General features: G+C 42.5%; 11 protein-coding genes. 6 read left to right on the plus strand and 5 right to left on the minus strand.

Features of this window, described 5'->3' with window-relative positions:
- Positions 1-117: 117 nt before the first annotated feature.
- From IM515_RS17615 to IM515_RS17625, 3 genes are all read left to right on the plus strand, one after another.
- The gene (locus IM515_RS17615) at positions 118-900 is read left to right on the plus strand and encodes an endonuclease/exonuclease/phosphatase family protein (RefSeq protein WP_287628660.1); all 783 of its coding nucleotides are present in this window, start codon (positions 118-120) and stop codon (positions 898-900) included.
- Positions 901-1,170: 270 nt separating this feature from the next.
- On the plus strand, positions 1,171-1,407 hold the full coding sequence (locus IM515_RS17620; RefSeq protein WP_052278120.1) for a CsbD family protein: 237 nt from the start codon (positions 1,171-1,173) through the stop codon (positions 1,405-1,407).
- Positions 1,408-1,421: 14 nt separating this feature from the next.
- Positions 1,422-1,697, plus strand: a complete 276-nt coding sequence (locus tag IM515_RS17625) for a GlsB/YeaQ/YmgE family stress response membrane protein (protein WP_172967336.1) — start codon at positions 1,422-1,424, stop codon at positions 1,695-1,697.
- Between the two features lie 16 nt (positions 1,698-1,713).
- Here IM515_RS17625 and pyrR read toward each other — a convergent pair whose 3' ends face one another.
- A complete protein-coding gene (gene pyrR / locus IM515_RS17630; RefSeq protein WP_002769862.1) occupies positions 1,714-2,247 on the minus strand; it encodes a bifunctional pyr operon transcriptional regulator/uracil phosphoribosyltransferase PyrR in 534 nt (177 codons plus the stop codon).
- A 142-nt stretch (positions 2,248-2,389) separates the two neighbouring features.
- Between pyrR and IM515_RS17635 the strand changes: the two genes are divergently transcribed.
- Entirely contained in the window at positions 2,390-3,787 is a 1,398-nt protein-coding gene (locus tag IM515_RS17635) for an amidase (protein WP_287628662.1), read from the plus strand.
- A gap of 134 nt (positions 3,788-3,921) precedes the next feature.
- Here the strand turns inward: IM515_RS17635 and IM515_RS17640 are convergent, their stop codons facing one another.
- Positions 3,922-5,796 (minus strand): ABC transporter ATP-binding protein, encoded by a 1,875-nt coding sequence (locus tag IM515_RS17640; RefSeq protein ID WP_287628663.1) that lies wholly within the window; start codon positions 5,794-5,796, stop codon positions 3,922-3,924.
- A gap of 721 nt (positions 5,797-6,517) precedes the next feature.
- Positions 6,518-7,768: a methionine adenosyltransferase gene (gene metK / locus IM515_RS17645; protein WP_287628664.1), complete on the minus strand. Its 1,251-nt coding sequence runs from the start codon at positions 7,766-7,768 to the stop codon at positions 6,518-6,520.
- 326 nt (positions 7,769-8,094) lie between these two features.
- Here metK and pcrA point away from each other — a divergent pair, with 326 nt between their 5' ends.
- Complete coding sequence (pcrA, locus tag IM515_RS17650) at positions 8,095-10,416, plus strand: DNA helicase PcrA (protein ID WP_287628665.1); 2,322 nt, start codon at positions 8,095-8,097, stop codon at positions 10,414-10,416.
- A gap of 9 nt (positions 10,417-10,425) precedes the next feature.
- Here the strand turns inward: pcrA and IM515_RS17655 are convergent, their stop codons facing one another.
- Together IM515_RS17655 and IM515_RS17660 are read right to left on the minus strand one after the other, a co-directional pair.
- Positions 10,426-10,767, minus strand: a complete 342-nt coding sequence (locus IM515_RS17655) for a DUF5615 family PIN-like protein (RefSeq protein ID WP_193956888.1) — start codon at positions 10,765-10,767, stop codon at positions 10,426-10,428.
- The gene (locus tag IM515_RS17660) at positions 10,764-10,997 is read right to left on the minus strand and encodes a DUF433 domain-containing protein (RefSeq protein ID WP_039899814.1); all 234 of its coding nucleotides are present in this window, start codon (positions 10,995-10,997) and stop codon (positions 10,764-10,766) included. Before IM515_RS17660 ends, IM515_RS17655 begins: the two co-directional genes overlap by 4 nt.
- Before the next feature lie 325 nt (positions 10,998-11,322).
- On the opposite strand from IM515_RS17660, the gene IM515_RS17665 reads away from it, so the two are divergent.
- Positions 11,323-11,754, plus strand: coding sequence for a CAAD domain-containing protein (locus tag IM515_RS17665; RefSeq protein ID WP_002769850.1), 432 nt, complete (start codon positions 11,323-11,325; stop codon positions 11,752-11,754).
- The last annotated feature ends 495 nt before the right edge of the window (positions 11,755-12,249 follow it).

Consider the following 12,249-nt stretch of genomic DNA (forward strand, 5'->3'; position numbering starts at 1 on the left):
CACTTCCCCACTTCCCCACTTCCCCACTTCCCCACTTCCCCACTTCCCCACTTCCCCACTTCCCCACTTCCCCACTTCCCCACTTCCCCACTTCCCTTCCTCATTCTCCATTTTCCTATGAAACTAACAGCAATGTCCTTTAATATTCGCTACGATAAACCCGATCCTGATGAGCGTAATTGGCGAGTAAGAAGGGAAGCAGTAGCGGCTCTAATTGCTCACTATTCTCCCGATATAATTGGTACTCAGGAAGCTCGCGCTAATCAACTATTGGATCTACACCGTTTATTGCCAAAATACCAAAGTTTAGGCAGCGATCGCAGAGGGACAGGATTAGATGAACATTGTGCGATTTTATATCAACCAAGTCGGTTAAAATGTTTAGAAATATACGAATTTTGGCTATCAGAAACTCCCGATATTGTTGGCAGTATCACTGAAGCTTGGGGTAATCCTTATCCCCGCATGGTAACGGGGGCTAAATTTCGCACTCTTGAGGGGCAAACTTTGCAGTTTTATAATACCCATCTCGATTACTATAGCGACAAGGCTAAGGACTTAGGTGCTAAGTGCATACAGGAGCATTTTTGTCAACTAGATTTAACAAAAGATTACCTATTTTTAACGGGGGATTTTAATGTTAATTCTCAGCAATTACCCCGTCAGATTTTAACTCAAACTCTCCAGTCAGAAATTAAATTAAAGGACACTTTAGCAGATTTGGAATTAGCAGAACAAATGAGCTTTAATAATTACACCGATACCCCTTATTTAGCCATCGATACAATTTATTATGATAGCCGTTTGCAGTTAGATTGGGCAAAAGTCGATCCTTCCCGTTGGTTGAATCTGATTCCTTCCGATCATTATCCCGTAATTGCTGCTTTTACCTTGCCCTAAAAATAGATGATTTTTTTATTTAGCAAATATATAGAGGGTAAAAGCTTCAGCAGACTCTGGTGATTCGATGGTTAAATTTGTTAAGTTTTTTAAACGACAAAAAAATTAACAATAAGCGCAAGCCTTGCCAGATATAGATCGCTCTCAATGGCGAAACCAATAATAATTATTTCCAAAAACTTAAGATTTATTTAAGTTTTTAAAGGGCAGTAATTACCGCATTTGTGTTATAAAAATAACAAGAACAATTTCTTGACCGAGGAAAAATTTATGAGCATCGAAGACAAAATGAAAGCGGCTGCCAAAAATGTCGAGGGGAAAGTACAATCGGCTGCTGGAGAATTAACTGGCGACGAGAAAATGAAAGCAGAAGGAGAATTAAAGCAGGTACAAGCAGCGGCAATGAACGTGGCAGCTGATGTCAAAGATAAGGCAGAAAATTTGTTGGAGGACATGAAAAACGCTGCCCAGGACGCAATCGAAAACATCAAAGACAAAATTAACTGAACGGGATTAAAATCATGATTAATGTCATTTCTTGGATAATTTTGGGCTTTATTGCTGGTGCGATCGCAAAAGCTATTTATCCTGGGCGACAGGGGGGTGGTATTTTTGCCACGACTTTGCTAGGAATTATCGGGGCTTTTGTGGGGGGAACCCTGTTAAATTTGCTTCAAACTGGCAGTTTTGCCCTAGGGAGTTCTAGCTTGAGCATACCGGGTATTTTTGTGGCTATTATCGGGGCAATCCTGTTTATTTTCCTCTGGGGATTAGTTACCAAACTCCTTCCTCGCTAATAGTCTTAACTCCTCTTTATTTGATTAATTCCACCCCATCTTTGCCGTCAATCTCTTGTAGATAAACTTTTACCTGTTCCTCGGCTGCGGTGGGTAGTTTTTTGCCCGTAAAATCCGGGTGAATTGGTAATTCCCGATGACCACGATCAACGAGGACTAATAAGCGGATTTTTTGCGGTCTGCCATACTCAATAATAGCATTAAAAGCGGCGCGGATTGTGCGACCTTTATAGATAACATCATCAACTAAAATCACGGTTTTTCCCGTGACATCTAGGGGCATTTTGGTTTTAGCCGGAGTGCGAGTTTTAATGCGATCAAGATCGTCGCGATAGAAGGTAATATCGATCGCTCCTACGGGAACTTTTACCCCTTCTAAGCTCTCAATTTGACTAGCAATTAAATTAGCTAAAGGCACTCCTCGCGTGTAGATACCGATCAAAATCAAGTTATTTAAATCGCCACTTTTTTCGATAACTTCGGAAGCTAAACGGGTAATAGTGCGACGAATTTCGTCAGCCGAGAGAATTTCAATTAACTGTGAGGTCATAATTTTCCAAGACAAGGGGGGATAGGGGATAGGTAAATTTTTACAGTAATGGTCTTTTTTTACTTTTTCTTTTTTCCTTTAAAACCATCTTCCCACTAACGAATATAATTATTTTCACTTACCTATTTTACCTCGATCGCTCATGAGTGATGAATTATTGCAAAAATCTGCCCTAGAATTAGCCCAACTGATTCGCACTAAACAAATCTCCCCCCTAGAATTAACCCATTTATACCTCGACAGAATTGAAAAATTTGACAGTCAAATTGGTGGTTTTGTCCATGTCGCCGGGGAAAGCGCCCTAGCAACCGCCAGCGCCCAAACGGAACAATTAAGTCAAATCACCGATACTGCCGAATTACCGCCTTTTTTTGGAGTTCCCACCGCCATTAAAGACTTAAATGCCGTCGCTGGAATGCCAGTTAGTTACGGAGTCGCCGCCTTACAGGGAAATATCGCCCAATACGACGAAGGAATCGTCACCAGAATGAAAATGGCGGGTTTTATCCTTCTGGGCAAAACTGCCACTTCCCAGTTAGGTTCCTTTCCCTACACCGAAAATCCGGGTTTTTTGCCGACTCGTAACCCCTTCAACCGCGATTATACCGCAGGAGGTTCCAGTGGCGGCGCAGCGGCGGCGGTAGCGGCGGGTTTCTGCCCGATTGCCCAGGGTTCCGACGGTGGTGGGTCCATTCGTACTCCGGCGGGTTGTTGCGGTTTGGTGGGGATAAAACCCAGTCGTGGGCGGGTTTCCTATGCCCCGGTGGGGGAATTTCAAAGCGGTATCGCCACTAACGGCACTCTTTCTAAGACGGTGGCAGATGGCGCGGCGCTGCTTACCGTGATTTCGGGCTATACGACGGGCGATCCCTACTGGCTACCCGATCCGCCCTTTTCTTTCCTAGAAGCCACTCAGAGAGCCGTAAAACCCCTGAGAATCGCTTTTTCTACTTCCATATCCCCCTTTGGCGAGGCGGCTTCCGTTTATAAAAATGCTGTCCTCGCTACGGCTAAAATTTTAGAGGGCATGGGGCATCATTTAACCGAGTATTCTCCCGATTTACAGGCTTTAATCGCTCCTTTTCGCCGTATTTGGCAAGCGGGAACGGCAGCGACGGGAATTCCCAGGCAGCTATTAAGTCCCCTTAACCAATGGTTATTAGAGAATTCTGGCAGTGCGGGGGAGTACCTGCAAGCAGTGCAGCAGATGCACATTATTTCGCGGCAAATTGTGGCGATGTTTGATAATTTTGATGTCTTACTTTTGCCCATTTTCCTACATCAACCCCCCGGAATTGGTGAGTGGGAAAATTTACCACCGCAAGAAGCGATTAATAAGATGATTCGTTGGATTGCTCCTTCTCCGATTGCTAATGCGAGTGGTTTACCCGCGATTGCTTTACCCACAGGGGTTGATAGTCAGGGTTTACCCGTGGCAATTCAGTTAGTGGGTAAACCTGCTGATGAAATCACTTTGTTAGGTTTATCGGCACAATTAGAGGCAGCTAATCCTTTCGGTTTGACTGCTAATTTTAAGTAGGTAGGTGTTAAAAGTTGTCAGACACCCCCCTTATTAAGGGGGGACTAAGGGGGGATCGGCACCCCCCTTATCAAGGGGGGACTAAGGGGGGATCGAAGCTAAAATCCATTTTTAATTTAATTATAACCAGCTACTTAACTAGCAAGACTTTCGGTAAATTGGGGAATGGAAGCGATAAGTTTACGGGTGTAATCGCTTTGGGGAGAGTTGATAATTTCGTTAGCTGTACCAATTTCCTCAATTTTACCTTTATTCATCACCATAATTCGATCGCTCATAAATCTGACAACACTTAAATCGTGGGAAATAAAGATATAAGTGAGATTAAATTCCTGCTGTAATTCTTTGAGTAAATTTAAGACTCCCGCTTGTACGGAAACATCTAAAGCAGAGACAGATTCATCACAGATAATAAACTGAGGATTTAAGGCTAAAGCGCGAGCAATACACACCCTTTGGCGTTGTCCTCCTGATAATTGATGGGGATAGCGATCGAACCAATTAGGATCAAGTTTAACTCGTTCTAATAAATATTCTACTCGTTGCCGTTGCTTTTGGGAATTGCCGCCGGTATGATGAATAACCATCGGTTCTAAAATTGCTTTACCAATGGATAAACGGGGATTCAGGGAGTTGTAGGGATTCTGAAAAATTATCTGTAATTCCCGTCGCAGTAGTCTTAATTTTGGCTCACTGGGGTTTAATTTAGCCAGATTTTCTCCTCGGAAATAGATATCTCCAGAAGTAGCAGGAATTAAGCGCAGAATTGTCCTTGCTAAGGTGGATTTTCCGCAGCCCGACTCACCGACTAAACCCAGGGTTTCCCCCCGTTTAACGGCAAAACTGACCTGATCTACGGCATTAAAAAAGGTCTTTACTTGCCCGAAAACTCCCTTAACTGGAAATCTAACCGATAAATTTTCTACCGATAAAATATTCTCGTGATGTTGTAAACCTTCAATTCTGCTTTCTTCCTCTTGGAGAGTAATAAATTTAACTGCTGGTGGAGTAATTTCCTGTAATTCAATAATCTTACCTTGAGAGTCTTTTTCCACTCGTAAAAAATCGCTGACGGTGGGCAATTTTTCCGGACGAGAGTTTAAGCGAGGACGACAGGCAAGTAAACCTTTTGTGTAGGGATGTTGGGGATAATTTAATACTTCTTCTTTCGTTCCCTGTTCGACGATTTCTCCTTGATACATTACGACAATTTGATCAGCAATTTCATTAATAACTCCTAAATCGTGGGAGATAAAAACCATTGACATTTCTCGATCGCTTTTACACAAATCTCGTAATAATCTTAATATTTCTGCTTGGACAGTCACATCTAAAGCGGTGGTTGGTTCATCGGCAATTAATAGAGTAGGATTACAAGAAATCGCCATGGCAATCATTACCCTTTGTAATTGTCCCCCCGATAATTCGTGAGGATAACGCTTGAGAATTGCTTCTTTTTGTTCCTGAATATAAGTTCTAATTGTTTCTCTGACATGACCCTTATTTTCTAAGGGAAAAGTTTCTATATACTTCTCCTCTAACTGTTCATCACTGGGTAATAAGCGCACTTCTTGCAGTAGAGAGATGGCTTGATTTTTTGCCTGTTCAGTGGTGACTTTTTGATGCAGTAAAATTGCTTCGGTGAGTTGAAACTCGATGTTATAAACTGGATTAAGAGAACTCATTGGTTCTTGGAAAATCATCGCCATTTCTCCCCCGCGATAATAACGCAATTCTTCCGGGGGAATAGATAATAAATCTACTGCTTGCATTGACTGACCTTTTGCCGGACGAAAGCAAATTTCTCCCCCGGTAATTTTTCCCGGAGAAGGAACCAATCCCATGAGTGCGAGGGAGGTGACGGATTTTCCTGAACCCGACTCCCCCACACAACCGAGAACTTGACCTTTCTGCAAGCTAAAACTAATATTATTAACGGCGACTGTTGTTCTTTTCTGATTGGAAAATTCAACGGTGAGATGGCGAACGTCGAGAACTTTGTTATCCATAGCTCTTTAACTGGTGAAACCTAGCATCATCTTAACCTAAGTTGTCAATTTTAACTATATAGCAGTTATCTTATTGGTGAGGTGGGAAGTTTTACTTACCCAATCAGGTTACATTTTCTCTTGATGAGAAAAGCTATATTCACCTTCACCCATCAACAAATAAGAGGTAAGCTATTTTTAGCTACAAGAAGACCCAGAGAATAGGGAGGCTAAAGTTTAAAACCAAACCTTTTGTTGTCCAGTTATACCATAAGAGTTAAGGATAAACACAAAGGCACAAAGAACACAAACAGAAAGACAGATTCGATTGACTGATAATACTAAATCCGGTTATTAAAGACTGATTATTTATTGTCCCTATTGCCTATTGCCTATTGCATGAGTGCCTGTCCTGATAAGTAGGGAGGCACAATTATTTGTAGGATGGGTTAGCGGTAGCGTAACCCATCGGGGTGTTGGGTTTCATGCTTCAACCCAACCTACGTTCTGTCACGATGATAAATCGGCATCAGATGGAAGCCAAGATGGCAACCAAAAGAAGTCAAGTTGTATCCCTAACAAGGGAACAGTCAAACTAGGAGCCGTGTGAGGTGAAAGTCTCATGCACGGTTCTGAATGGGAGGGGAGGTCGGTGACGACCTTCTCGACCCCTAATAGTATAAAAAAGGAATAGAGCCTGAAACTCTACTCCTCAATCAAAAATTGCAGTTAATTTCTAACCCTATAGTACCACAGAAGTCAAAGCTTCTTTGAGGATAGCGGCTTTATCGGTCTTTTCCCAGGGTAAGTCGAGATCATTGCGACCAAAATGACCATAAGCGGCCACATCTTGGTAAAAACGATCGCCTCTTTCCGAGGGTAAACCGCGCAGGTTAAAGGTTTGGATAATACCGGCCGGACGAAGTTCAAAGTATTTATTGATTAAGTCCAGAATCACATCATCAGCGACTTTACCGGTGCCAAAGGTTTCCACGAAGACACTCACCGGACGAGCTACCCCAATCGCATAACCCACTTGAATCTCGCACTTATCGGCCAAACCAGCAGCGACGATATTTTTGGCCACATAACGGCAAGCATAGGCCGCGGAGCGATCGACTTTGGTAGGATCCTTACCGGAGAAAGCGCCGCCACCGTGACGAGAATAGCCACCGTAGGTATCGACGATAATTTTCCGTCCCGTTAATCCCGCGTCGCCTTGGGGTCCACCAATGACGAATTTTCCGGTGGGATTAACCAGATAACGGGTATTGGCATCGGGTTTAATCTCTAAATCGCTGAAAACAGGCTCTACTACCGCTTTCCAGAGATCACTTTTAATCTTTTGTTGGACGAGATCATTATCAGTGATATCGCCGATAGTAGCATCGTGTTGGGTAGAAACAAGGATAGTATCGATACCCACGGGACGACCATTTTCATAAATGACCGATACTTGCGTTTTACCGTCGGGACGCAGATAGGACAGTTCACCCGTTTTTCTGACTGCCGCTAGACGGCGAGCGATGCGGTGGGCTAAACTAATCGGTAAGGGCATAAATTCGGGGGTTTCATTGCAAGCGAAACCGAAGACAATACCCTGGTCTCCCGCACCAATTTTATCGAGTTCATCATTGCTGAGAAGTTCGCGATTTTCCTGAGCAGCCGTGACACCCTGGGAAATATCGGGAGATTGTTCGTCTAAAGCGACTAAAACCGTGCAACTATTCGAGGAAAAGCCGTTATCGGCGTTGATATAGCCGATTTCAGCGATTTTCTTGCGAACTAAATCGACGAAGTGAACCTGTGCTTTCGAGGTGATTTCACCGGTAATCAAGACTAACCCTGTATTGACAACCACTTCAGCCGCTACACGACTGTGGTCATCTTGGGATAACAGAGCGTCAAGAATAGTATCAGAAATCTGGTCACAAATTTTATCGGGATGTCCCTCTGTAACCGATTCGGAGGTGAACAAATAACGTTTAGACAAGTGATGTCCCTCACATAGTAGTACATTTGAGCGCAAAAAAGATTCCAAGAAATCTTTGATAATACAGTGTAACAGGGAATTTGTAGAGATCGAGTATTTTCAATAAGAAACCGCCCGAACATTGTCCGGACGGAGTGTGGTGTGAGGAGTGAACGGAAACTTGCGTCTCCGCTAATTCCATTGTAGAGGACAACTTAGAATCTTGAACGATTTGAAAGAAACTGTCCCAAAAAATTTTTATCTCTTCAAGGGGTTGACTAATGCCCGATCCTCGTCTCGATGATGTAGCCTGAGTAATAGAGGTCGCAGAGCTATATGCCAAGATTATGACAGTCACAGCCGATTATTTAGAACAACTCAATCCTTCTCAGCGCATTGCTGTGGAGCATTTTTGCGGCCCTTTGTTGGTGGTTGCTGGAGCAGGATCGGGAAAAACTAGCGCTTTAACCTATCGTATCGCCCATTTGATCCGTCATCACGGGGTCGAGCCGGAAAATATTCTCGCGGTCACTTTTACCAATAAGGCGGCCCGGGAAATGAAAACTAGAATTGAAAAAACTTTTGCTCAACAGAAAGCACAGGAAAAATACGGTCAAAGATTAGAACTTTTAGAAGAATACGAACAGAAAAAACTCTTTTCTCAAGTTTATCGGAATTATACTAAAAAACTCTGGATCGGGACTTTTCACAGTCTTTGCGGTCGGATTTTGCGCTATGACATTAATAAATATCAGGATGAATATGGTCATAGTTGGCAAAGGAATTTTTCGATTATGGACGAGTCTGATGCCCAGAGTTTGGTGAAAAATATCGTCACTAAACAGATGAATTTAGACGATAAAAAATTTGATGCCCGCAATCTACGTTATGCGATTAGTAATGCTAAAAATTTAGGGTTAACTCCCGAGGATTACGCCAGAGAAAACCCTAATTTTCGGGGAAAGGTCATTTCTGAGGTTTATCAGGCTTATCAGATGCAATTGGCACAAAATAATGCCCTAGATTTTGATGATTTGATACTGGTTCCAGTCCGTCTTTTTCAGCAAAATGAATCTATTCTCGGTTATTGGCATACGCAATTTAAGCATATTTTAGTCGATGAATACCAAGACACTAACCGGATTCAGTACGAGTTAATTCGGCTTTTGTCCACCAATGGTGAAACGAAAAAAAGTGAGTGGAATTGGACGGATCGATCGATTTTTGTGGTGGGTGATGCCGACCAATCTATCTATAGTTTTCGGATGGCAGATTTTACTATTCTGCTCAATTTTCAAGCGGACTTTGGCGATGGTTTACCCGATGATGATACTCGCACGATGGTGAAACTACAGGAAAACTATCGTTCACGGGAAAATATTCTGCAAGCGGCAAATAAGTTAATTGAAAAGAATAGTCAAAGAATCGATAAAGTCCTTGTTCCCACCAGAGAAGGAGGCGAGAGTATTTATGTTTTTAAAGCCAGAGATGAACAGGAAGAAGCAGCTTTTGTTCTTGATAAAATTAGAGAATTTACCCAAGAAAACCCCGAATTAAATTGGGGTAGTTTTGCCATTCTCTACCGAATTAATGCCCAATCTCGCCCCTTTGAAGATGGGTTAATTCGCAATAATATCCCCTATAATATTGTCGGGGGATTTAAATTTTATGATCGACAGGAGATTAAAGATGCGATCGCTTATTTACGAGTGATTGCCAATCCTGCTGATACCGTTAGTTTACTGAGAATTATTAACACTCCCCGGCGCGGTATCGGTAAAACCACAATCGATAATTTGCTCAAAGCTGCCCAAGAATTAGGAGTACCTTTATGGGAAATTATCAGCGATGAAACTTCCGTTAATACTCTCGCCGGTCGTGCGACTAAAAGCATCAATAAATTAGCTAAAATTATCCAAAACCTGCAAGAAAAAATCGCTGATTTATCCGCTAGTGAAATCCTAGATAAAATCATGGAAGATTCGGGATATATTGATGAATTAAAACAGCAGGGAACCGAGGAAGCTGATACCCGGATCGAGAATATTCAAGAATTGTATAGCGCTGTGGTACAATTCCAAGAGGAAAACGAAGAAACCAATCTCCAGGAATTTCTCGCTAGTGCTAGTTTAGCCTCGGATTTAGATAATCTTCAGGAAGGTCAAGAAAAAGTCTCGTTAATGACCCTTCATTCCGCCAAAGGTTTAGAGTTTCCTATCGTCTTTTTAGTCGGTTTAGAACAGGGCATTTTTCCCCATAATCGTAGTTTAAACGATCCCATTGCTCTTGAGGAAGAACGCCGTTTGTGTTATGTGGGAGTGACTCGGGCCAAGGAACAATTATTTTTAACCTACGCAAAAGAAAGATACGTCTGGGGGAATAAAGAGACTAAGGTAGCTTCCCAATTTTTGCAGGAATTGCCCCCAGAATTGCTCACAAGCAACCTGAAACCGAAAAAGACCCCAAAAGTGGTTGCCATGGAAAAAACTGTCTCTAATCAAAGAAAATGGGGCGTAGGCGATCGAGTGTTACACTCTACTTTTGGAGAAGGAGAAGTGACCCATATTCTCGGTACGGGCAAAAAAATGAATCTAGCGGTCAAATTTTCGGGTTTAGGTCAGAAAATCATCGATCCTCGCACCGCACCCATGCAACTTATCCACGAATAGGGAAGGACTTTAAGGAGTATTGCTAATCTCTACAATTATTGTTCCTTGCTCTAGTTGTTTCAACGCATCGGGTAAAGTAGCTGTCAGTAATCGCCGCAGATTCTGATTTGTGACATTACCACAGGTTAACCATAAAATTTGAGGAGGTGTTCCCAGACGACAAACCAAATCAATAAAGTCACTATCTTTGGTCATAATCACGGCATTTTCCGCTCGCGCTGCTGCAAAGATATCGATATCTTGAGCATCTCGAAGGGATAAGTCTCGCAGGGACGATGCTTCTAAATCAAAGGTCGCTGATAACCAGCTTGCTAGAGTTGGAGGTAGTTGAGCATCAATCCAAATTTTCATGCCGTTAGTTTAGGAAAATCCGTACACCGTGCTGCAAAAAGTAAACAAGCTTGGATATCTGCGAGTTCCAAATCGGGAAAGTCTTCTAGAATTTCAGTTATGCTCACATTCTCCGCTAACATTTCCAAAATATCCGTTACTCGAATTCGCATCCCCCGAATACAAGGACGACCACCACACTGGCCGGGTGTTTGAGTAATGCGGGTAAGCAAGCTAACTGTGGAGTCCATAGAACGCATCTCGAAGATATTTAGTCTGCATTTAATTATCTTATCTGGTAATCCTAACAACCAATCCCTAACACCCAACTGACACCCCCTGATTCCTCAACTCCGATCGCTACCTGCTGTTAAAATAGAGAATTGCGGTCAGACTGACGATAAAATTGAGAAGCTAAATCCTTGATTCTTAATAGTTGTTGAGAAACTTTCCGCCTACTATCGCAATTATCCGATAATATGGGCAACAGCGAGTTAGTCTATTCAGTCTGTTAAAATTGACCCCCGTTGGTCGTATTCGCGCACTGTCTAACCTTTATGATGAGGATCAGTTAATATGGAATCAATGCAACCCACCGAAACACAAAATCCGATTAGAACAGATTTACCCGGGTCTCTGAGCAAACCCAGCAGCAGCAGCACCGAACAGATTTGGTCTGAATATGTAGAACCAGTTTGGGATTCGGTAATGTCCTATCTGGCTAATGTCCCCGATTATATCGGTAGTTTCTTCTCTGGATACAAAAAACCTTTAATCGTTCTGGGGGCAATTTTAGCGAGTTTTGTCACCGTAAAAGTTACCCTAGCGGTTTTAGATGCGATCGATGATATTCCCCTCCTTGCTCCTATCCTACAATTAGTTGGGATCGTTTATACTGGTTGGTTTGTCTGGCGCTATCTGCTCAAAGATGAAAATCGTCGCGAGTTATTAGCCGAAATTGATGCACTAAAAGCGCAAGTTTTTGGCAGTCACAATAACACTTTATAGATAGAATCAAGCATAAAAAACAAAGGAGTTGAGTGTTTCCGCTCAACTCTTTTGTTTTTGCACAACAGCTTATACTAAATCCGTTGAGTACAGGCTAGTTATGAGGAGAGGCAAAAGGCAAGAGGCAAAAGGCAAAGGGGAATAAATAATCAGTTTTTAATAACCAGATTTAATAGAGTTCTTGCATAATTAATTTTTGAAAAGGCAAAAATGAGAAAAATAAGCACAAAATTGCCTAAAATCCCTAAATAGAGCATTTAATTGATTAATGCTCATTCTTAATTCTCCTGACGACCGACTCGGAGAATACTGACTCCTAAGGGACTTGCGCTTTGATAATGTACCTTTTGGGCGAACGCAGTTCGCCCCTACATTGTGGACAAAATCCGTTACTGTAGGGGCGCAATGCTTGCGCCCTCCGATCGCTCAGGTTTGCTGATCACCCTAAGTAGGGGGAGAGCCTTCGAGGTGTTAGGGACTTGCGCTTTGATAATG

Origin of the sequence: Microcystis sp. M44BS1 (assembly GCF_020244875.1) — a bacterium.
In the GTDB taxonomy this organism is placed as follows: domain Bacteria; phylum Cyanobacteriota; class Cyanobacteriia; order Cyanobacteriales; family Microcystaceae; genus Microcystis; species Microcystis panniformis.